This is a genomic window from Arthrobacter silviterrae (genome assembly GCF_011045165.1).
GTDB lineage: Bacteria > Actinomycetota > Actinomycetes > Actinomycetales > Micrococcaceae > Specibacter > Specibacter silviterrae.
Genome location: NZ_JAAKZI010000031.1, coordinates 31,598 through 54,085, shown reverse-complemented (window position 1 = coordinate 54,085; position 22,488 = coordinate 31,598). Strand labels below are relative to the sequence as shown.

At 64.0% G+C, this 22,488-nt stretch carries 17 protein-coding genes; 5 read left to right on the top strand and 12 right to left on the bottom strand.

Going from position 1 to position 22,488, the window contains the following annotated elements; all coding sequences use genetic code 11:
• Positions 1-60: 60 nt before the first annotated feature.
• The 4 genes from G6N77_RS15615 to G6N77_RS15600 form a co-directional block, all read right to left on the bottom strand.
• On the bottom strand, positions 61-828 hold the full coding sequence (locus tag G6N77_RS15615; protein WP_165183094.1) for an amino acid ABC transporter ATP-binding protein: 768 nt from the start codon (positions 826-828) through the stop codon (positions 61-63).
• The gene (locus G6N77_RS15610) at positions 825-1,817 is read right to left on the bottom strand and encodes an amino acid ABC transporter permease (protein ID WP_262455455.1); all 993 of its coding nucleotides are present in this window, start codon (positions 1,815-1,817) and stop codon (positions 825-827) included. Before G6N77_RS15610 ends, G6N77_RS15615 begins: the two co-directional genes overlap by 4 nt.
• Positions 1,818-1,825: 8 nt before the next feature.
• The gene (locus G6N77_RS15605) at positions 1,826-2,812 is read right to left on the bottom strand and encodes an ABC transporter substrate-binding protein (RefSeq protein WP_240902280.1); all 987 of its coding nucleotides are present in this window, start codon (positions 2,810-2,812) and stop codon (positions 1,826-1,828) included.
• An 83-nt stretch (positions 2,813-2,895) separates the two neighbouring features.
• Positions 2,896-4,515 carry an amidohydrolase gene (locus tag G6N77_RS15600; protein ID WP_165183093.1) on the bottom strand — a complete coding sequence of 540 codons (1,620 nt, stop codon included), beginning with the start codon at positions 4,513-4,515 and terminating at the stop codon, positions 2,896-2,898.
• A 156-nt stretch (positions 4,516-4,671) separates the two neighbouring features.
• On the opposite strand from G6N77_RS15600, the gene G6N77_RS15595 reads away from it, so the two are divergent.
• The 4 genes from G6N77_RS15595 (at position 4,672) to G6N77_RS15580 (ending at position 9,248) form a co-directional block, all read left to right on the top strand.
• Entirely contained in the window at positions 4,672-5,592 is a 921-nt protein-coding gene (locus G6N77_RS15595) for a LysR family transcriptional regulator (protein ID WP_165183092.1), read from the top strand.
• Positions 5,593-5,873: 281 nt separating this feature from the next.
• Positions 5,874-6,602: a hypothetical protein gene (locus tag G6N77_RS15590; protein WP_165183091.1), complete on the top strand. Its 729-nt coding sequence runs from the start codon at positions 5,874-5,876 to the stop codon at positions 6,600-6,602.
• A gap of 16 nt (positions 6,603-6,618) precedes the next feature.
• On the top strand, positions 6,619-8,604 hold the full coding sequence (locus G6N77_RS15585) for a sensor histidine kinase (RefSeq protein WP_165183090.1): 1,986 nt from the start codon (positions 6,619-6,621) through the stop codon (positions 8,602-8,604).
• Positions 8,601-9,248: a response regulator gene (locus tag G6N77_RS15580; RefSeq protein ID WP_165183089.1), complete on the top strand. Its 648-nt coding sequence runs from the start codon at positions 8,601-8,603 to the stop codon at positions 9,246-9,248. The genes G6N77_RS15585 and G6N77_RS15580 overlap by 4 nt, the downstream gene beginning before the upstream one ends.
• Before the next feature lie 1,278 nt (positions 9,249-10,526).
• Here G6N77_RS15580 and G6N77_RS15575 read toward each other — a convergent pair.
• From G6N77_RS15575 to G6N77_RS15545, 8 genes are all read right to left on the bottom strand, one after another.
• Positions 10,527-13,391, bottom strand: a complete 2,865-nt coding sequence (locus G6N77_RS15575; RefSeq protein ID WP_370875237.1) for an FAD-binding and (Fe-S)-binding domain-containing protein — start codon at positions 13,389-13,391, stop codon at positions 10,527-10,529.
• A gap of 373 nt (positions 13,392-13,764) precedes the next feature.
• Positions 13,765-13,896, bottom strand: coding sequence for a hypothetical protein (locus G6N77_RS20180; RefSeq protein WP_276609819.1), 132 nt, complete (start codon positions 13,894-13,896; stop codon positions 13,765-13,767).
• Between the two features lie 468 nt (positions 13,897-14,364).
• Positions 14,365-15,549, bottom strand: coding sequence for an acetyl-CoA acetyltransferase (locus tag G6N77_RS15570; RefSeq protein ID WP_165183088.1), 1,185 nt, complete (start codon positions 15,547-15,549; stop codon positions 14,365-14,367).
• Between the two features lie 101 nt (positions 15,550-15,650).
• Entirely contained in the window at positions 15,651-16,298 is a 648-nt protein-coding gene (locus G6N77_RS15565) for a CoA transferase subunit B (RefSeq protein ID WP_205678331.1), read from the bottom strand.
• 1 nt (position 16,299) lies between these two features.
• Positions 16,300-17,082, bottom strand: a complete 783-nt coding sequence (locus G6N77_RS15560; protein ID WP_165183087.1) for a CoA transferase subunit A — start codon at positions 17,080-17,082, stop codon at positions 16,300-16,302.
• On the bottom strand, positions 17,082-18,011 hold the full coding sequence (gene kce / locus G6N77_RS15555) for a 3,5-dioxohexanoate:acetyl-CoA acetone transferase (protein WP_165183086.1): 930 nt from the start codon (positions 18,009-18,011) through the stop codon (positions 17,082-17,084). The genes G6N77_RS15560 and kce overlap by 1 nt, the downstream gene beginning before the upstream one ends.
• 33 nt (positions 18,012-18,044) lie before the next feature.
• The gene (locus G6N77_RS15550; protein WP_165183085.1) at positions 18,045-19,022 is read right to left on the bottom strand and encodes a cyclase family protein; all 978 of its coding nucleotides are present in this window, start codon (positions 19,020-19,022) and stop codon (positions 18,045-18,047) included.
• A gap of 50 nt (positions 19,023-19,072) precedes the next feature.
• The gene (locus tag G6N77_RS15545; protein WP_165183084.1) at positions 19,073-20,488 is read right to left on the bottom strand and encodes an MFS transporter; all 1,416 of its coding nucleotides are present in this window, start codon (positions 20,486-20,488) and stop codon (positions 19,073-19,075) included.
• Positions 20,489-20,711: 223 nt separating this feature from the next.
• On the opposite strand from G6N77_RS15545, the gene G6N77_RS15540 reads away from it, so the two are divergent.
• Positions 20,712-22,322, top strand: a complete 1,611-nt coding sequence (locus G6N77_RS15540; RefSeq protein ID WP_165183083.1) for a PucR family transcriptional regulator — start codon at positions 20,712-20,714, stop codon at positions 22,320-22,322.
• The last annotated feature ends 166 nt before the right edge of the window (positions 22,323-22,488 follow it).

Below are 22,488 nucleotides of genomic sequence, written 5' to 3'. Positions count from 1 at the left end.
GCCCGGGGGGGGGGCCCGCCCCCCCGGCTGAATGGGTGGAGCCACTTGTTTGGCCTCCTTTTAGAGCACCTTGGCCAAAAACGCCTTGGTCCGATCGCGCTGCGGGTTGCCCAGCACAGCGGCTGGGCTGCCGGATTCAACAATGACACCGGCGTCGAAGAAGTGGACGGTGTCCGCCACTTCGCGGGCAAATCCCATCTCATGCGTCACCACCACCATGGTCATCCCCTGGCGAGCCAGCTCCTTCATGGCTTCCAGGACCTCGTCAACAAGTTCCGGGTCCAGGGCGCTCGTGGGCTCGTCGAAGAGCATGATCTCCGGATCCATGGCCAGGGCCCGGGCGATCGCCACGCGCTGCTGCTGGCCGCCGGAGAGCTGGTGCGGTCGCTTGTGCGCATGCTGCGCCAGGCCCACCCGGGCCAGTTCCTCGCGCGCCCTGGCCTTGGCTGCAGACTTGCCCATGCCGCGTACCTGGACCAGGGCGCAGGCCACGTTCTCCTCGGCGCTGAGGTGGCCGAAAAGGTTGAAGCGCTGGAATACCATGCCGATCCTGGACCGGAACCGGGCAAACTGCTTCGTGTTCCATTCGTGGTAGCGGCCGCCCTTGTATTCGTACCCCACATGGCGGTCCTCCACCAGTAGCGTCCCGTCGTCGTAGGACTCCAGGGCATTGAGGCAGCGCAGGAACGTGGACTTGCCGGAGCCGGAGGGCCCCACGATGCAGCTGACCTCCCCGGCCCGGACTGTGAAGTCCACACCGGCCAGCACCAGGTGGTCGCCGTAGGACTTGGTCACCCCGCGCGCTTCTACGTGTAATTTTTCGCTCATGACAGGTCCTTCCCGGCCTTGATGGAATCGTCTGCCGTCAGCGTGGCGGGCACGGGGCCCGCCGCAGGCGACGCGGATCGTTTGAGCAGGGCCCGCTGCACCAGTCCGGGCCGCCGCACAAGGCGCACCGCCTCGGCACCATAACGGGCCTCCAGCTTGGACTGGAAGAACGTGGCAATGGCCGTCATGGCCATGTACCAGAGCGAGGCCACGATCAGCAGTTCCATGATCAAGTTGTTTTGCTTGTAAATCTGGCTCGCATTGGTCATCAGGTCGTTGCCCGCCACCACGTAAACGAGTGAGGTGGTTTTCAGCATGGAAATGAATTCGTTGCCCGTGGGCGGGATGATGATGCGCATGGCCTGGGGCAGGACGATGACCCGCATGCGCTTCACCGGAGTCATGCCCAAGGCGTAGGCTGCTTCCGTCTGGCCCTTGTCCACAGCCTGGATGCCGGCCCGGACCGTCTCGGCAAAGTAGGCGGCAAGGTTTAGGCCAAGGCCCAGCAGAGCGGAGTTGAAACCCGTCATCACATCATTGGTGTTCCACCACATGCCAATGTTCGTGAAGGGAATCTGGAGGACCAGCCGGGGAAACAGGAACGCCAGATTGTACCAAAAGATGAGCTGGACCAGCACCGGAGTGCCCCTGAAGAACCAAATGTAAAGCGTGGACAGCCAGTTCAGCACCGGGTTGAGGGAGAGCTTCATGATGGCCAGCACGATTCCCAGCACCAGGCCCAGGATGGTGGCCAGTACGGAGACGGTGAGTGTGATCCAGATGCCGTCGATGATCTTCGGAAAGAAGAGATACTCGGCCACCTTGTCCCAGCGGATGTTGGGGTTGGTGGCGAGTGTGGACAGAAGCCAGGCGAACACGGCAAGGGCCAGGGCCCCGACAATCCAGCGGTCTCGATGTTTGAGTGCGACGACGGGCACCGGGGTCCCCTCTGGTCCGCTCAGTTGCCTGGGCCGGGTGGGCTTAGCCACGGGAGTGCCTATTTGCCGTCATTGACGGCGGCCGTGCCAACCGTCATCTTGGAGACGTTCCAGGCATCGAGGATCTTGGCATAGCTGCCGTCGTCGATCAATGCCTGCAGCGCCTTGTGGACCGTATCAACCAGTTCCTTGTTTTCCGGTTTCATGGCAATGCCCCACGGGCTTTCGCCGCCCTTGATGGACACGGCATCAAGCGCACCGCCGGATGTCTGCGCGCGGTAGGCGGCCACGGGGTAGTCGTTGATACCTGCGTCGGCGCGGCCGTTGCGGACCTGGAGGATGGCTTCCTGGTCGCCGGCGAACTTCAGGATGTTCACGCCCTTGCTGCCTGCGGCCTTGCAGGCAGCGTCGAAGGATTCGGCCAGGCTCAGGGAGGAGCCGTTGTCCACGACGGCGATCGACTTGCCGCAGGCGGTGGACGGGTCGCCCATGCCTGCGGGGTTGCCGGCCTTGACCACCCAGCCGTTGCCTGAGCGGACGTAGTCCACGAATGTCACTGTCTTGCGGCGTTCGGCGTTGTCCGTCATGGACGACATGATCCAGTCATAGCGTCCCGTGGTGATGCCGGGGATTTGTGAATTGAAGTCCTCGTTGTTGATGGACAGGGGCACGCCCAATTTGTTGGCGATGGCCCGGCCGATCGAGGGATCCACGCCAATGAGTGTTTTACCATCGGTGGCGAACATTTCCATGGGCGGGTAGCCCTCGGATGTTGTCATCTTGATGCCCGCGCCCTGGATGGCTGCCGGCAGGGCGGCCGTCAGCTTGGGATCGGCCTTGATCCCGTCGATCACGCTTTTGGCCAGGTCCTCGGACGGCGCCGGAGTGGCAGCGAAAGTAGCGCCGGCACTGTGTGCTGTCGGGCCGGCGTCGGCGAGGCTCTGACCGCCGCAGCCGGTCATGGCCAGGACGGCCAGCAGTGCGGTTGAGGCCAGCGCGCCGGTGCGCAGGCCCTTGGCGGGGATGCCGGACATGAATGTTTTCATGGTTGTTCTCCTTTGTGGTTGGGGCAGGGAATGGGTTGGGGCAGGAATGGGATGGGGAAATTTGTGCCTCGGGGGGCTTTTGCCTACAGCGTGCGGCGGTAGCGCACCACGCCGCCCACCGTGGTGGACTGCACGGGAATGTCGCGAAGCCCGGAGGTGGGCGCGGTGAAGGGATCTTCGACCAGGGCGGTGAAGTCAGCCAGCATGCCAGGGCGCAGCCGCCCCTTGTGTGCTTCCTCGCCGGACGCGTAGGCGGCACCGGCTGTAAAGGCACCCACGGCCTCGGCCACCGTGACGCATTCGCCCGGCTGCCAGCCGCCGTCGGGCTGGTGGTTTCCGTTTTGCCGGGTGACGGCGGCATGGATGCCGAACATCGGGTCGGGATGCTCCACCGGCGCATCGGAACCAAACGCGGGGACGGCGCCGGCGTCAAGCAGCGAACGCCAGGCGTAGGAGGCCAGGTCACGCCCAGCCAGGAGAGTCGAGGCCAGCGGGATGTCCGTGGTGCAGTGGGTGGGCTGCATGGAGGGGACCACGCCGAGCCGGGCCATGCGGCCGATGTCGCCCGGGCGCAGGTGCTGGGCGTGTTCGATCCGGTGCCGCAGCCTGGAGGCGGGGCGCGTCAGGCTGGCCGGGGGGTCCAGGGGATGGCGTGCCAGATCGGCATAGGCGTCCAGCACCAGCTCGTTGGCACGGTCGCCGATCGCATGGGTGGCGACGGCAATGCCGGCCCCCGCCGCGCGGCGCACCAGTTCACGCAGCTCCCCGTAGGGGATCACCTCGATCCCCCTGTTGCCGTCCTCGCCGGGGAACGGGGCGGTCATGTGGCAGCTGTGGGAGCCCAGGGCACCGTCGGAGAACAGCTTGACGGGGCCGGTGCGGAGCCATGCGTCGCCGTCGCCCGTGGCCCTGCCCTCGTCGATCGCCTGGTCCAGGGCCGTCATCGGGATCGCCTTGTGCACGCGGATTTGCAGCTGCCCGGACTCGCGCATGTCGGCATAGGCGGCGCGAGCATCCTCGCCGTCGAAGTCGTGGACGCCCGTCAGGCCCGCTGCCAGGAGGCGGTGCTGTGCGGTCAGCAGCTGGGCCCGAAGGTCTCCGGCTTCGGCACTGTGCATGATGTCCGCCAGCTTGTCCCCGGCCGCTTCGCGCAGGATGCCGGTGGGTTCGCCGTGGGCGTCGCGCACGATCTCCCCGCCCACGGGATCAGGGGTGGAGCGGTCAATGCCGACGGCGGCGAGGGCGGCGGAGTTGGCCCAGATGGTGTGCCCGTCAATGCTGGGAAGGGCTGCCGGACGGCCGGCGGTGACGGCGTCGAGCTCGCGGCGGTTCGGCTGGACCGGAGCGGCCCAGGCGTTGAAGTCCCAGCGCCCGCCGAAGACCCAGGAACCTGCCGGGACCCCGTCGCTGTAAACGCGCACCCGTTCCAGTGCTTCTTCGAGACTGCCGGTGCCGCGCAGGTCCAGGGCCGCGATTTCGCGGGCCAGGTTGGCCGTGTGAATGTGCGCGTCGGTCAGCCCGGGAATGACAGTGGCGCCGTCGAGGTCAACGATTTCCACGGGGCCCGACGCATGGGCGGACAGCTCCTCTCGCCGGCCGAGCGCCACGATCCGCTCGCCGCGGGTCAGCACGGCCTGCACCTGGGGCTCCGGGGCCCAGAGGGTGTGAAACCGTGCGTTGACAAAGAGCCGTTGTTCAAGCATTCCTAATCCTTTGTATTGCAGTGCGAGGTGAACGTGCGGCACAACGGGCGCCTTTGTGGGGTGGGTTGCAGCGACCTAATCAACAGTAAAAGAAAAACGGCCGCATATGATGTGAACCACAAGGACCGTTCACGTGACTCACTTCAAGGAAAACTTATGCTCAATCTGGTTCACCTACGCACGCTCGTTGAAGTCGTCAGGCTCGGCTCCTTCACGGCCGCCGGGAACCGGCTCGGTTACACGGCCTCAGCCGTGTCCCAGCAAATGTCGGCACTGGAGAAGGCAAGCAACGTCCGCTTGTTTGTGCGCAGCGCACGCAGCGTCCACCCGACCCAGGCCGCCCACGCCATGGGCCAGCAGGCGTTGAAGCTGCTCCGCGACGCGGACAACCTGCTGGCAGCCGGCAAGGCGGCGGGCGGCGGCGCCGTGCGCGAATTGCGCGTTGGCGCATTTCCTTCGGTGGCCATGTTTGTGGTGTCACAGATCGTGAAATTGCCGCATTGGCGTGATCCCTGCGTCCAGGTGAACATCTCGATCGGCGAGCCCAGCGCCGTCGTCCCGGGCCTTCGTGTTGGCGGCGAGCTCGACGTCGGAATTGTCTACCATGTCGGGGAGTCCGGGCTGGCCCTGCCGCAGGGCGTGAGCCGGCACTGGCTGGGCGAGGACCCGTACAAGGTGGTGGTGCCGGCCGGCTGGGGCTTCCAGCCGGGCTCGCGCCTGGGCGTGGAAGAACTGTATGACGTCCCGTGGATCCTGCATGTGCGCGGGTCCAGCGACGCGAACATCTTTGACTTCGTCCTGGCCAATGCGGGGCTGCATCCCCGGGTGGTGGCGTCCAGCGACGACTTCAACGTGACGTTGCGCATGGTGGCCGCGGGGCATGGCGTGGCCATGGTGCCAGAGCTGGCCATGGCCGAGTGTCCGGACGGTGCCGTGGTGGTGGAGGTTCCAGAGCTTGCGCTCACCCGCAAGCTCATGGCGCTGTGTGCCGAGGACGCGCCCATGGACCTGGCGGAGGAATTCGTCGAGGCACTGCGAAACGCTGATGAATTCCGCAGGATTGAGGGCGGATCTTGAAATGCCAATTGACTGCCGCATGTCCACCAACGGCGAGGCGGGAAAGCTGCGTAGTTTGAGGAAATCCCGGGGCACGCCAGGCGCAAGCTCTGCCTGAGCGGCCCGCCGGTCACTGTCGGGGCGAACGTGTCGATGGGTGCCGCCGCTGGAAATGACGACGACGGCGGCCGGGAACCCTGGTTGCCCGGCGGAAGTCGGGACCGGGGTCACTTCCGGCCGGGACGCTGCCGGCGGCACGATGGATCCCATCAGAGGGCAAGCTACCCACAAGGGAGAACATCATGGACATCACCGCACCGAGCCCGGCACCGACGGCATCCGCGGGCAGGCGCACTCGTCGCCAGCTCGAATCCGTGGCGGGCAGCTGGCCGATCGGAGTGAAGATCACGGCAAGCGCCGTCGTCATCGGCGCCTTTGCGGCGCAATTGGTCAATCGCTCCCTGCTCGATATGAGCCAGGGGTACGTCAGCGTGTTTCAGGAGGTGCCGAGCAATCCCGGGGCCGCGAATGTGTCAGTCATTGCCGGCATGTTCGCGCCGGCGCTCCTCCTCGGTTCCGTCCTGATTTGGTTCCGGCTGAGCAGGGAACGAAGCCGCGTTGCCGCTTGGATCAGCCTGATCAGCGGCGTGCTGGCGTTCACCTGCCTGCCCCTGATGATGGGCTTCTCGGTGTCGGCATTCGCACTCGCCCAGGCACACCTGGGGACACAGGCAGCTGCAGATGCACTCTCTGGCTACGCCGGCCCGCCTGCCGTACTGCTGTTCATTGTCTTCAACAATGCGTCAATGCTCACCATTTTTGCGGCGGCCTGGGCGTTGTGGCGGTCGCATTCAGTGTCTCGGGCGGCTGTCGTCCTGCTTGCGCTGTTCATGGTGGGCGACATCGTTGGGGTTCTCCCGTTCGATGCGCACTATATTGGCCTGGCGGCGGCCGTCCTGATGGCAGTCTCGTTCTTCACGGCCCCCGCGCCGTTCCGCGCCAAGGGCACCGAGACTATCATCGAGCCATGATGGTCAGGACCTCCCGATGAGGCTTCGGCGCGGCACCCCGGCCGCTGTCGCAACGGCACTCGCCGTTCTGGCAGCGACCGAGGTGGCCCTTTTCGTCGTGCTGGTCGGGGCGGATGGGCGCGAGTGGCTCGCCTTGGCGACCGGGAACGGGCTGACCACCGCCGCCATCGCAATACCGTACGCCGCCGTCGGCGCCATTGTCCTCCGCCGGGATGAACGGCACGCGCTGGGCTGGATCTTCGTAGCGCTGGGCCAGTTGACGGCCGCAGCAACCCTGTCCGGGGTTTGGATGGACCGTGGGCTTGCGCCGCACGGACTGGCTGTCGCCCTCTCGGCATACCTCTGGGTGCCCGCGTTGCTGTTGGAGATCTCCGCCCTAACCCTTTATTTCCCGGATGGCCGGCTGCCGTCGGACCGGTGGCGGCCCGTTGCGTGGGTCGCCTGGTCGGTGGTGGGCGTCGGCAGCGCGGGGAGGGTGCTCATCGGGCCGCCCTTGGAAGAATCGGATGCCGCGGTGCACAATCCGGTGGCCATTTCCAGCATCGACCCGGCACTGTCCCTGTCCATTTTCATTGGGCTGATCATTCTCGCCGTCGCGTGCTTCGTCGCGGGGTTTGTCGGCGTCACCATTCGCACTGTGCGGGGTCCGCGAAGCAGGCGCGCCCCGCTGTGGTGGATGTCCGGCGCATTTGCCGCGACGGTGGTCGGCGGACTGCTGGGCCCAATCCCGAACTTGGTGGGGTCGCTCGCCATCCCCCTCGGCCTGGGCATCGCAACACTGCGGTACGGCCTGTACGACGGCGACCGCTGGCGTGGGCGCACCGCGATCCACGGCATCGCGGCAGTAACCGTCATCGTGGCGGTCGCTGTGCCAATCGGAATCTTTGCCGCCCAACTCGCCGGTGGAACTGCGGGTGCGGTGCTGGCCGCCGTCGTGGTTGGCCTGGGATTCGCACCGGCACAACAATGGTCGCGCAGGGTTGTCGACCGCCTGTTCTACGGCGATCGGATGCAGCCGTATGCGGCACTGTCCAGGCTTGGCCAGCGCCTGGAAAATGCACTGTCTCCGGAGGAGGTGCTGCCCGCGCTGGTGACCACGGTGGGCAGGTCCCTGCATTTGCCGTACGCGGCCCTCACGCTGGCCGGAGACGACGAACCTGCGGCAATGTTTGGACGGCGCGGGGCACACACCGAGTGTCTGGCGCTGGTGCATGGAGGCAAACGCGTGGGTGAGCTGGAAGTCGGTGTCCCGCCCGGGCAGCGTGTCCTCGATGCCGGCGACCAGGCCCTCCTGAGGGACCTGGCGGCACAATCCGGGGCCGCTGTTGGCGCGGTCCTCTTGAACCGCGAACTGGTCAGGTCGCGTGAGCAGCTGGTGATGGCCCGTGAGGAAGAACGGCGGCGCATCCGGCGGGACCTGCACGATGGGCTGGGACCAACGCTCGCCGGGGTGGCACTGGGACTCGACGCGGCGCACCGTGCCGCCGTGCGTTCCGGCCTGGCTGACGGGCTGGGCCTTGACGCCATCCACAGCGACGTGGAGCAGGGGCTCGATGACCTCAAGCGTGTAGTGGCCAGGCTCCGCCCGGCCGCGCTTGACGACATCGGGCTCATTGAATCGCTGCGCGACTACGCGTCGGTCCTGACCGGGTCCGGGCGCATCCTAGTCGCCGTCGACTGCCCGGAATCGCTGCCGGAGCTGCCGGCCGCCGTTGAGGCAGCAGCCTATTTTGTGGCGCGGGAAGCCATGAACAACGCCGCACGGCACTCGCAGGGCAGCCGCTGCCTCGTCAGCGTGGGTTTCGCCGACGGGCTGGACGTTCGGGTCACGGATGACGGCCGCGGAATCGGAGTGGCGGGTTCGGGCGTAGGCGTTGGCGGCCCGGGGGTAGGTCTTGGATCGATGGCGGAGCGGGCGGGTGAGCTGGGCGGCAACTGCACGATTGAACCACTCGCTGCCGGCGGCACCTGCGTGCACGCCCGGATTCCGGTGCACTCATGAGCGGACCAATCCATGTGGTCATTGTGGACGACCATCCGGTTTATCGGAGGGGCCTTGCTGCCGCGCTTGCGGACGACGCCGGCATCGAGCTGGTAGGTGAAGCCGGAACCGGCGAGGAAGCTTGCGAGCTGGTTGACGGGCTGGAGCGTGTGGAGGTGGTGCTCATGGACCTGCACATGGAGGGCATGGGCGGGATAGTTGCGACGGCGGCCCTGCACAAGTCGCATCCGGATGTTGCCGTGCTGGTGCTGACCATGTCATCGTCCGACGAGAGCGTCGACGCCGCGCTGCGGGCCGGTGCGCGTGGTTATCTTGTCAAGGGCGCGAACCAGGAGAGGATCATCTCGGCCGTCCGTTCGGTGGCCGCCGGTGAACTGGTTGTTGGCGCCGATGTTGCCCGCCGGGTCTCATCGACGCTGTCCGCCCTGCCGTTGCATGTTGGGGCATTCCCTGCGCTGACTGGCCGGGAGCGCGAAGTTCTGGAGCTGATGGCGCAGGGCTTCAACAACGACCGCATAGCCAGACACCTGTTCCTCTCGGAAAAGACGGTCCGCAACCACGCCTCGGTGATCTTCACAAAACTGGGAACCGGCAGCCGCGCTGAAGCGGTGGCCCGGGCGAGGGACGAAGGATTCGGGGTCTAACCCCCGATGCGCCGAGCATTTAGGAAGTGTGGTCTGTTCGCGGGCATTACGTCCCAGGCGCCGGCCGTGAGGCTGCTCACCGGTTATTGGAGTCGCCACCAGTTCCACTGCAGTGCGCGTAAATATCAATGAATGCCTGGACTTTATGGGACGCGAATAACGTCGTCAAGCTCTGGCGCAAGGCCCTCGTCACGAGGTCGGTTCTTGCCTCGTTCAGTCCGAACAACACCGTTCACATACGCCAGAAACGAACGAGGAATGATGAAAATGGAGGCCCATTGTGGAGAGTTTGTGGAGAGTTAAGTTGAAATGGCCCCGATTCGGGGCCATTCACACTTCCAAGAACCGCTAGATTCCGGGGTTTTTGGGCCCCCTGTCGGATTCGAACCGACGACCCCCGCTTTATGCTCAGGGGCCCTTTTTGACTTGCCAAAAGTCGGTCTTGTCCTTTGCTAGCGCGAAGGACACGGAACAATGGATGGTACTGAACAGGTGGCAGTTGTCACCCAATTTAATGAGTAATTAATGAGTCGGTTGCATCCATCTACGGTTGGGGACCATTGAGTTCTCTGCCCAAAACATTCGATTTCACATCCGGGACAAGGCGCATCGGGGAATTCACTTTTTCACACGCCACCGCCACCCTGCCTGGCGCTTCCTTCGTCTGACCTGACAAAGTGGAAGATCCTGGCTGCTATACCAAGCGGCCAGGTCTTAGCGTGGTATTTATTCCGCCTTCTGAATCGCCCCCATACCGAAGGATGGATGCTAAGTCATCGCCGTCAAGGATCACTTGAGGCCATTTGCCGTGCGCCGCGACATGGCAATCTGGATCAGATACATCCCTTGGCATGACGAAGACGCGTACCCGGCAAGTGTTACGGGGCATCGGGCGCCCGCGCGAGGGCGCTCCCGACACTCAAGAACTCCCAGCACACGTCATTTCCCGTGCCTGCGGTCAATCTCCTCTGGACGAAGTGGTCCTCTGCGATGGTGCCGAGCTCCCGTTCCAAACGATCGAGAAGCCCCCCAGCCAATTACTGGGAAATCCGACTCCAGAAGTGCGGAAAGCGAGCTGCAGTAATGCTTGTAGGCGCATTTTCGGAAGAGAGGGATTGTCGGGCGAACCGAAGAATTCCGTTCTCACTCGAGGAGCATCAGGTTATCAGCCCGCCCATAGGGGCCGGCTATCGTCCACGGACAGCAGACTTAGCGATTCACGACCGCCAACCCCATGAATGCAAGTTGCCTTGACAATACAACTAGCCGAGCAGCCTGCTACCGCGGCGGGCAGCCCGCCACGGTGTCTGCGAGGATTTCCAGCACGTGCCGGTAGTCTTCACCTGTGGCCCGCGTCATGCCAAGTTCGCATGTGCGGTTGCAGGATGCATGCGCGACGGCGCCCATGGCTGCTACCTCAGCCGCCTGTACCGCCGTGGCTGAGGCGGTCAGCTCCGGGTGCAGCATGCCGCGGTCCCCGGCAAAGCCGCAGCAGCCCCAATTCCCGGGCACCTGCACGGAGTCCGCCGCAGCCTCCGCCACCTGGACCAGGGCAGGGTTGAGCCCCATGCGGACCGAGGAGCACGCGGGGTGCAGCGCCAGCGACGGAACCCGTTCCCAGTCCCCGTCCAGCAGCGGTAGCAGTTTCTCGGCAGTGAACGCCACGGCATCCACCACCTGCAGGGGCCGCTGGCCCGGCGCCAGCACCTCGCTCTCAATCGTGTGCAGCAGCCCCTCGGTGCAGCTGGAGGCATCGCAAATGACCTCGAGTGTCCCGTCCCGTGTGGCCTCGCGCAGCAGCGCCAGCGTGCGGGCGTGCATTTGGGCCAGCCCGGCAGCCATCCCCTTCGAGGACCACGGCGTCCCGCAGCACGCATCGGAGATGCCCTCCGGGACCAGCAGTTCCACCCCGGCCGCGGCACACAGTTGCTCAAAACTCGCCTGCACGCCTGGCGAACCCTCCCCGGCGGGCCCGAACATCACGTTCACGCACGCGGGGAAATACACGGCCGTCGGCTCCCCCAAAGGTGCGGGCCGGCGTCGGGCCTTCCCTCCCGCGGGCAGCTCAGGGGAATAGAGGGGCAGCGTGTCCTCGCCGAGCACCTTGCGTGCCACCCTATTAACAGGAAGCAAGACGCCGGCCGGCACCTTCGCGGCAACGCCCAGTGCCAGCCCGGCCCCCTGGGTGACGGCACCCCAGTGCCTTGCGGCCGTGCCCCACACGGCATTTTCAATCCTGCCGGCATCGCGTTCGCGCAGGTGCTTGACTAGGGTGCCGGTGTTGATGTCCACGGGGCAGGCGGTTTGGCACATGCCGTCCACGGCGCAGGTGTCCACGCCGGCGTAGTCATAGTCCTTGGCGAGCTCCTGCGCCAATGCCGTATTCCCTTCGAGGCGGGCCGCCTCCATGTCCCGCAGCGTCACGATGCGCTGGCGAGGGGTCAGCGTCAGGTTCTTGCTGGGGCACACCGGCTCGCAGTAGCCGCAGGAGACGCAGCGGTCGACGTCCGGATCAACCGCGGGCGGTGCAGCCTTTATATGGCGCAAGTGCGCCAGAGGGTCTTCGTCAAGGATGACGCCCGGGTTCAGCATGCCGGCGGGGTCGCACAACTCCTTGATGCGGCGCATCACCGCGTACAGCTCGTCGCCGTACTGGCGGCGCACAAAGGGTGCCATGACGCGCCCGGTGCCGTGTTCGGCCTTGAGAGAGCCGCCCTCGCCGAGCACAACGTCCACCATGTCCTCGGTGAAGGCCGAATAGCGGTCCAGCTCATCCCTGCTGGCGAACTTGTCTGTCAGCATGAAGTGGATGTTGCCGTCTTTCGCATGCCCAAAAATGACGGAATTGGCATAGCCGTACTTATTAAAGAGCGTGGTCAGCTCCAGGCAGGTCCGGGCCAGTGCGGGGACGGGAACCACCACATCCTCTAGCAGCGCGGTGGTGCCCTGCGGGCGGGCCCCGGCCACCGAGGTGTAGAGCCCCTTGCGCAGGTGCCACAGCCCGGCCCGGACCGTGGCGTCCGAGCTGAACTCGGTAGGCCCGTCCAGGCCCAGTGTGCCGGCAAGCGAAACAGCCCTGTCGGTGACGACTGCCAAGTTGTCCAGGTCATCACTGTGGTATTCCACCAGCAGGGCCGCATGCTGCTCCACGGTCAGTGTGCGCACCACGCCGGGCACCTGCGTGAGCCCCTGCCCCACCTTGAGGGAAAGAGAGTCCATGAGTTCAATGGTTGCGGCTCCGCTGTCGACCAGGGCAGACAGGGCCGTGTTGGCGGCCTCCAGGTTCTTGAACACCAGCAGGCCGGAGGTGGCGTGGGCCAGCCGCGGCACCGTCCGGAACACGGCCTCGGCCACGAACCCCAGGGTGCCTTCGCTGCCGATGACCAGATGGGCCAGGATGTCCACGGGGTCCTCGAAGTCCAGCAGCGAGTTCAGCCCGTAGCCCATGGTGTTCTTCATGGAGAACTGCTGCTCAATCGTGGCACGGGAGGCCGGATTGCTGCGGACCCGCCCGGCCAGCTCACCCAGACCCCTGAAAAGCTCGGGTTCCTGCGTGCGCAACTGCACGGAGGCGTCGGGGGCGCCCGTGTCGATGATGGTCCCGCTAGGCAGCACCAGGGTCAGCGATTCCAGCGTCCGGTACGCGTTGTCGGTGGTTCCGCAGGCCATGCCGGAGGAGTTGTTGGCGACCACCCCGCCAATGGTGCAGGCCGCTTCGCTGGCCGGGTCGGGCCCGAACTTGCGGCCAATGCCCAGCAGCCGCGCATTCAGTTCCCGCACCGTGACCCCCGGCTGCACGCGGACCCGCGCTCCGCCGTCGAGCACGTCAATGGCGCGGAAGTTCTTGCGCACATCCACCAGCAGTCCGTCGCTGACGCCCTGGCCGCTGAGGCTAGTGCCGCCGGAGCGCAGCGTCAGCGGCAGCCCGCGGGCGGCGCTGACGCGCATCAGCGCAGCCACTTCAGCAGCGTTGGCGGGAACGGCGACGGCCTGCGGGATCAGCAGGAAGTGGGAGGCATCATGGGCGTTGGCATGCCGGTCAAGGGCGCCCGTGCGGGTCTGCCCTGGATGTCCCATGGCGGAACGGACGTGGTCCATGACCAATATTGGTTCCTGCACTGACCGGCGGCTCTTCGAAGCCATACCAAGCTCCCTTCCCTTGTGGCGAATATCCATACGCTCACCTCTGCTCCATCAGATGACTTGGGCCCTAATGTGTTGCTGTCTGGGCCCGGCCGGGCTCCTTGGTCGCCGCCGAATCATCCGGTCGGGGAACGCCTGATGAAGCGGCAACCGGAGAATTCCGGCCAGAATGCGTTTAAGAAGGTCACCCGGCACGAATGCCAGATCGACCATGACTGCCGCTTCGATCGAGAGTTTCCGCTTACTCCTTACCCAATGACGCCTGCAACATGAATAGCCGCTGTGCCCGCCGCTGCCGCCGTGGACCATGCCGCAATGGTTGGCAGCCTCCGTCACAGCAGAAATTTCGCCACTGCTCCGGCCACCAGCCCCGTTACCCCCCCGTTATGCGCTCCAAGTAGTCGATATCGGCTTGACCAAAGACTTCAGGGTCGCCGGTAAAGTGGGCGTTGATCACAGGCACCATGCGCTTGGCGCTGAATAACTCGCCGACCTGGATTTGCACTTTCAGAGCCTCAGCTCGGGCGTCCCTAATCAGCTACCCATGCCGAACCTGTCCTTTTACTCTCGTCTAGCCCGCATTATTCATAGTGGTTGGGGTTCTCCAGCGACGGCGAGAATTGATCCTGGCTAAGTCAGCCACCGTCAGCTTCGTGAGGCAAAGCCTCGTAAGAATCGCCCAACAATCGTTAGATGGGTGCCTTGATCCAAGACCAGTATTCCCTCGTTGCCTCCGGATGTTCGGCCAAACCAAGTCCCCTCCAACCAAGCCCCTCCATCAAAAGTGGACTCTTATGCGGCCTGCGTGACAGCCCTTGAAAGGTTCACCCTCAGGTAACGTAAACGGCGCTTCAGGCAGGGGACATCAACGCGTCGCGGTAGGCCACGCAGGCCCAGATCGGATCAGTACATGGCCCAATGCCTCAACCTTTCCCAGCATCATGACGCCAGCAAGCCGTGGGCGCTCGGGATGCTAAACCGCTTCCAGGATGCTGACGTAGTTGGCGATTCCCACTCCACCCATGTTCTGGACGGCGGCGCGCCTGGCCCGGGGCAGCTGCATGTCTCCTGCCGTCCCGGTCAGCTGCATCGCGGCCAGCACGTGCTGGGACACGCCCGTTGCCCCGACGGGATGGCCCTTGGCCTTGAGACCGCCGGAAACGTTGATCGGCAGCTTCCCGTCCCTGAACACCCAGCCCTCATCAACGGCGCGCGCGCCGTGCCCGGGTTCGGCCAGCCCCATGGCCTCGTACATGAGCAGTTCGGCAATCGTGAAGCAGTCATGCACCTCGGCAAAATCCAGTTCGCCAAGGGTCGTTCCGGCCATGGCAAGGGCCCGCTCGAATGATGCCCTGACACCGGCAAAGGCTGTCGGGTCGCGGCGCTCGGCGGGCATGAAGTCATTTGCCTGCCCAAAACCTGCCAGACGAACAGGCCCCGTCACCGAGCCGGTCGGTGCCACAGACAGTACCATGGCGGCCGCGCCGTCGGACACGGGGGAACAATCCGTGCGGCGAAGCGGCGCGGCGACCAAGGGGTTGCGTTCCGAGACGGTGCGGCAGAACTCCTCCCCCAGGTCCTTGCGCAATTGCGCGTACGGATTGTCCACGCCGTTTCGGTGGTTCTTTGCCGCAATGGAACCCAGCACGTCCCCTACGGGTCCATAACGTTGTTCGTAGTGCTTGGCGACGTCGGCAAAAAGACCGGTGAACCCCGTCGTCGAGGATTTGCCTGCCATGTCGTAGTCCGCTCCCAGGAGGGCGCCACCCACCACATCGGCACCGGCATGTGTCATCTTTTCGGCGCCGACGACCAACACCGTCGTGGCCGTACCGGCCAGCAGGGCCTTTGCGCCTTGCTGCATGGCGGCCGATCCCGAGGTGCACGCATTCTCCACCCGTGTGGCGGGTACGTTCGCCAGTTGCTCCGAGACCTGCAGGGCCAGCGAGGAAGGAAATGCCAGGGGCATCATTCCGGCGTTGAACTGTCCGACGTAAATCTCGTCGATCTGCGCCGGTTCTATGCCCGCGTTGTCAATGGCCTCACGGGAGACCTGGACGATCAGGGATTCCAGGGTCTCGTCGCCCAGCTTGCCGAACTGGCTGTGTCCCCAGCCCGTCAAGAGCACATCCTTGCCAAATTGTGAATACAGGCTCATGCAAAATTCGCTTTCTAAATAGGTCTGTTCCGGGGGACGCGGCAGGGCAATCCCGGATACATGGCTGCGACCGCAGCGGGCGCAGCCATGTGTTGGTGCTATCAGACGGACAGCGCCGCCGGTATCTTCAGCTCTGGTTCCGTCGAGGCAATGACGTCCTCGATGTCAACCCCGTCTGCCAGCTCCACGAGCACCAGGCCATCGGGTGTCACGTCAATCACCGCAAGATTGGTGATGATGCGGTCCACCACGCCCTGGCCCGTCAGCGGCAGCGAACAGCTTTTCACGATCTTCGGCGAGCCGTCCTTGGCCGTGTGGTCCATCAGGACAATGACCCGCCCGGCCCCGTGGACCAGGTCCATGGCACCGCCGGGCCCCTTGATCATCTTCCCGGGAATGGTCCAGTTGGCTAGGTCGCCTGCGGCCGAGACCTGCATGGCGCCCAGGATGGCCGCGTCTATCTTGCCCCCGCGAATCATGGCGAAACTGGTGGTCGAGTCAAAGAACGACGCCCCCGGGTTGACCGTCACGGTTTCCTTGCCGGCATTGATCAGGTCCGGGTCCACGTCTTCGTCATAGGGATAAGGTCCGACGCCGAGAATCCCGTTTTCGGATTGCAGCACCACTGTGAGTTCTTCCGGGATGTAATTGGGTACCAGCGTGGGAACTCCGATGCCCAGGTTGACGTAATCGCCGTCGTTGAGTTCAAGGGCGGCCCGGGCGGCCATTTCTTCTCTGGTCAGAGCCATGTCAGTGCCCCTCTCTGGCGGTCACCGTGCGCTTTTCGATGCGCTTTTCAATGTCTTTTCCGACGTGCACAATCCGATGCACATAGACTCCCGGCAAGTGGACCATGTCCGGGTCGATGCTGCCGGCTTCCACGAGTTCCTCCACCTGGGCGATGCAGACCTTCCCGGCCATGGCTGCCGGTGGTGAGAATTGACGTGCCGCCTTGTTGAAGACCAGATTTCCGTGCTTGTCGCCCTTGGCCGCATGAATCAGGGCATAGTCAGTAACGATGGACTCCTCCAGCACGTACTCTGCGTTCTTCCCGCGCGGCGCAAACTCACGCACATCCTTGGCCGCCGATGCCTGCACAACGTTCCCCTCGGCGTCGTACTTCTGCGGCAAACCGCCGGTGGCCACCTGGGTGCCCACGCCGGAGCGGGTGTAGAACGCGGCGATCCCGGACCCGCCCGCCCGCAGCTTCTCGGCCAGGGTTCCCTGAGGGGTAAGTTCCAGTTCCAGTTCGCCGTTGAGGTAGCGCCGGGCGAACTCCTTGTTCTCACCGACGTAGGAGGAGGTCATCTTGCGGATCCGGCCGGCGTCCAGGAGGAGCCCCAGACCCCAGCCGTCAACACCGCAATTGTTGGAAACAACGCTGAGGTCCCCCGCGCCTTGGTCCAGCAATGCCTGGATGAGGGCTATGGGGTTGCCGGAGAGCCCGAACCCGCCCACGGACAGTGACGCCCCATGCGGGATGTCGGCCACGGCGGCGGCCGCGTCGGGATAGCTCTTGTCGATGCCCGCCATTAGAAACCGACCTGGTCCGCACCCTTGAGCTGCAGCATTTCGCGGGCCTCGTCCGGTGTGGCGATGTCAAAGTTCAGCGCTTCCAGGATGGTCCTCACACGGGTGACCTGCTCGGCATTGGACTGCGCCAGCTTGCCGGGCCCAATCCACAGCGAGTCCTCCAGGCCGACGCGGACGTGGGATCCCGTGGCGGCACCGATGGTGGCCAGCGGCATCTGGTTCTTGCCGGCCCCAAGGATGGACCACTCATAGGCGTCGCCGAAGAGACGGTCTGCGGTGCGGCGCATGTGCATGAGATCTTCCGCGTGTGCCCCAATGCCGCCCAACAGGCCGAAGACGGATTGGATGAACAGGGGTCCTCGCGCCAGTCCGCGTGCATGGAAGTGGGCAAGGTTGTTCAGGTGTGAGATGTCGTAGCATTCGAACTCAAACCTGGTGCCGTTCGCATTGCCGGTTTCGAGGATCTTCTGGATGTCGGCGAAGGTGTTCTTGAACACCAGGTCACGGGACTTCTCCAGCCCTTCGCGCTCCCACTCATGCTCAAAGGTGTTGAAGCGGTCCAGCATCGGGTACAGGCCAAAGTTCATCGAGCCCATGTTCAACGAGGCCAGCTCGGGCTTGAACACGGCTGCCGGCTGCATCCTTTCCTCAACGCTCATGTGTGGGGAGCCGCCTGTGGTCAGGTTGATGACGGCGTTGGTGTTTGCCTTCAGCTTGGCCAGGATCGGTTCAAAGTGCTTGGGGTCCTGTGACGGCCGGCCGTCCTTGGGATCCCGGGCGTGCATGTGGACAATGGCGGCACCGGCCTCGGCCGCTCCGATCGCCGCATCGGCGATTTCCTCCGGCGACACCGGCAGGTGGGGCGACATGGACGGGGTGTGGATGGAACCGGTCACCGCGCTTGTGATGATTACTTTTCTCTTGGCCATGGTCAATCGGCTCCTTTGCTTGGAATGTTGTAGTTACTTAATGGCCTGCGGGTTCAGAGGTGCGCCCACGGCGCCCGGGATGACCAGGGGCGGGCCCACGAACAGGAATTCGTAGCGGCCGTCCGCGGCACATTCAGCTGCCAGGGAATCCAGCTCCCAGATCTCCCCCACCAGCAGGCCCATGGAGACGATCAGGATCAGGTGCAGCGGCTGGAAGGAGGCTTCCAGTTCGTTGGGTCGCACTTCTGCACCCCACGTGTCGGTGGCGATGGCGGCCACCTTCTTTTCGTGGAACCAGCTGGCGGTACGCAGTGAGAGGCCGGGTGCATCGCCGCCGGAATAGCCGTCCCACTGGGGCAGGTCGCGGCGTGCAGCCATGTCGCCGGTGCGGATCAAGACGACATCGCCGGGCTCAATCGTGACGTTGTGGAAGGTGCAGGCCTCGTCCAGGTCTTCCGGGGTGATGGCTTCCCCGGGGCTCAGGTGGCTCTTGCCCTTGACGGCGGGAAGGTCCAGCAGGACGCCGCGCGAGACCACGGTGGGCATGTTTTCCACGCCGCCGCGCTTGGCACCCTGGGCCGTAACTTCACTGGCGCTGAAGCCGTTGTACATCTTTCCGTTGCGGAAGACGTGCCCCAGGGCGTCCCATTGGGTGCCTCCCTGCAGGAACATAAAGATGCTGTCGTCGGCAAATCCGAAACCGAGGGAGTCGCCTTCGAAAATCTGGGCACCGTTGACGTGGTCGGTTCCCGTGGCCGTCATTTGGTGGATCGGGTTGACGCGGCCAAGGTTGCCGGTCTGCGGTCCGTCCGCGTCGATCGGCAGCTGCAGTGAGACGGCCTTGCCGCTGCGGACGAGGCTGGCTGCCTTTTGGATGACCTCGGGGGTGATGTAGTTCAGGGTGCCCCGCTGGTCATCGGTTCCCCAGCGGCCCCAGTTGCTGCACGACTCGTAGAGGGACTCGAACAATTCGACGGTGATTTCCCGGCTGGTGGTGCTCTCGGTGGTCATGGGTGTGTCCTTTCAAGAATTGGTATATCGATGATGGAAGTTTGGGCTGCTCAGACGTTGGCGCCGTTGGTCTCGCGGGCTTCCGAGGGCTGAACGACTGTGTCCTCGATCTGGACAAGTGACTTGTTCTTGGTTTCGAAGCCGACAAAGACAAACATGGCGGCGCAGAGCAGGTACCACGCGGCAAAGTAGGCGAATCCGGGAACCAGGTTGGTTTCGGTGAGTGCCGGCTTGACCAGGTTTACCGAGCCAAGCATCAGGCCCAGGCCCAGCGGACCGATGACCTTGCCAATGCCGCCAATGCCGTAGGCGAATCCCATGCCTGTCGTGCGGAGGTGGCTCGGCCAGACCTCAGCAGAGTACGGGCCCACGATTGCGAAGCCGCCTTCACCGAAGAAGTAGATGGCGATGAGCAACACGAAGAAGATGGAAACGCCCATGAAGGTCATGTCGTTGGCCAATGCGGCCACAATCAGGAGAACGGCGGCACCGGTGCCGGCAATCCCGCCGGTTGCGCGGCGTCCGATGCGTTCGGACAGGTACGACAGCACCAGCCGCCCAGCAAGCGCGCCCAGCGTCACCGCAATCATGTACTGGGCGGACTGGGCCGGGCTGATGCCGACGACCAGGATGAGCAGTGTCGGCGTCCACAGGGCCAGACCGTAATAGCCGGTCTGCGCACCGAGGTTCGAGAGAACCGAGGCCCAAAAGCTTCGCGGATACGCAAGCAACTCGCGGAAGCTTGCCTTCTTGTTCTCCAGCAGCTGCTCCGGCACCTCCGGAGAGAGCGTCCCGGGATCCACCTTCAGCGCCCATGCAATGGAGCGCCGGGCACCTTCCACGTCACCTTGGCGGGCACGGAAGACGGGAGATTCCGGAATGGAAATACGCATGAAGAACACGGTGCAACCAAGGGCTGCCGAGACCCAGAGGACGCCACGCCAACCAATGGCACCGGAAAGCGTCCACACCAGGACCGAGCCCAGCAGGAAGCCAAGTGGGACGGCGGAGGTGACAAGCCCGGAGACACGGCCGCGCTTGGACGTGGGCATGAATTCCTGCACGAGCGGAAGGTCCACGACGTAGAGGCCGCCACCGCCGAAGCCCACCACGACGCGGAAGAGGACAAGGTAGGCGTAGCCAATGGTGGGGCTCGCCGGCGTCAGCGCAAGGGCCGCTGTGGCAAGGGTGAAGACCGCGATGGTTATGAGGAACACCTTTCGGCGTCCCAATTTGTCTGCGGGTCGGCCAAAGTAGATGGCACCGAATATGGCGCCCAGTCCGGACGACAGCAGGATGACCGACGACTGGACCATGGTCAGATGCCAGGGACCGGCGACAAACGTCAGGATGAATCCGATGAGAAAGAAGTCCAGGAATTCCAGGCAGATCGCCCAGGCCGCGACAACGGCAAGCCGGATCTGATGTCCGGTAAGCCGGGTCTGCTGGTCAAGAACGTCGAACATTGATGCACCACCTTCAAGTTTCAATGGCTCTGGCGTCCTTGCCTCGGCACTTATGCAAAGCTATCGTGGAACGCAGCGCCATCTCGCCCTCCAATTGGAGAAATTTTAACCGAAGCTCTTCGTCAATTGAATGAAGACGAGCACGTTTGTCGAACGCACCATCGCCGGTGCCACAGCAGAAAGGACGGTGCAGCCAATGGACGCTGGTGTCCATATTTCCGAATTGCCCAATATCTTGGATCCGGACATCTTCTCGGTCGAATTGATTCCCAGCGGAACCGCCCAACGGGTGGAGTCCGTAGGACTGCTGGAGCTCGAAGGCGCCGGCTCCAACGATGTTGTGCTGCTGGTGGTGCCCGGCAGCCTAGGCGACTTGCTGCCATTGCTGGCAATCGCAGCCGACCAGGGCGCCAAGCTGGTCATTACGGATCCAGTTCCGGACGAGGACCGGACACAGCTGCTCCAATCTGCCCGAACCCACGGCCTGGCCGTCGTCTGGCGCCGCCCTGGAATTCCCTGGCTGGCGGTTGCCGATATTCTGCGGAACGTTTTTCGAGACGCAGAAGTCGACAACGTCATCGAGTCCTCCGGAGTCTCAGCCGGTGACCTGACCAGCCTGGCCGAGGCCCTCTCGATCATGATCGGCGGACCCGTGATCATGGAAGACGCAAAGCTCCAGCTGCTTTCGTACTCAACTTCCACAGGCGGTAGCGACCGCTGGCGGGACCTGGCCATTCTTAGCCGCAAGATCCCCGACGCGTGGCTTGAACATCTCGAAACCAAGGGCCTGCTGGACACCCTGCTCACCACCGACACCGTACTGACGGTTGACGGCGGCCCTTTCGAAGCGACCAGGCGTTTTCTTTGCGCCATCCGTTCCGAACGCTTCTTTCTTGGCGTCTTGTGGGTTGCCGAAGGAGACTCGCCACTGCCCGATGATGTGGAGTTCCGCATGGCACAAGCAGCGCGGATTGCAGCTCCCCACCTAGTTCGCCACCATGAGGACACCTATTCTCACCGCACCAGCCAACACCGCATGTTGCGGCGCTTGCTTGAATCCGGCGAGCTGGCGAGGGCCCAGGCTGAGGAACTCGGCATCCAGCCGGCCGAGAGCTACACGGTCTTTGCCCTCCGTGCCGCCGGCGAGGGATCCTTGGGCCCGACCGAACGCACCCGCGCCCTTGAGTCCGTGTCCATCTACTGCCAGTCATATAGGTGGAAGGCCGCCTCATGCGCCATTGGTAACACGATCTACTGCGTTCTGGCCCATGACTTCGACCGCGCAAGCATTCGCCTTCCAAAGTTGGCAGCCTCGATGCTCGACGCCGTGCGCAAGTCATTGCTGGGCAATCCCATGACCCTTGCCCTCAGCCAAACAACAACGGCGCTGAGTGAGACCGCAACGCTTCGGGTGCAGGTGGACCAAACCCTGGAGGCAGTGGCACTTTGGCCACAGGGCGATGGCACTGGCGTCGTCTCCTTCGACCAAGCAGCCGCCCGCATCACCCTGCTTCGCGTCATGGACGAGGCGAGCCTCCAGGAGCGGCGTTTTTGCCGTCTCGAAATTCTGCGTACTGAAGACGCACAACACGGTTCCGACTACATCCAAACCCTCAGCGTATACTTGGCAAACTTTGGCGATGTTCGGGCAGCCGCGGCGCAACTGCAGCTCCATGCCACGTCGCTGAGATACCGACTGAAACGAATTGCCGAACTCAGCGGCATCAATTTGGCAGAACCAATAGAACGGCTACTGTGCGAATTGTTACTGACCTCCGAACAGCTCACTGAGCGTCGGACTCATCTTCTGAGCCCCACGTCAGTCGAACTCTGAGGAGCAGGACGATTGGCTAGAAGTCTCCTCCCACTTGGGCAGCCGCTTCGCAAACTAAGACCGAATGGCACGCCGACTGCAAATAGTCGCGGCTTACACAACTGTCGCTTGCCAGCGGAATGGGATAGCTGTCACCGCGAAAACTCTTCAGACTTGTCCAGCCTTC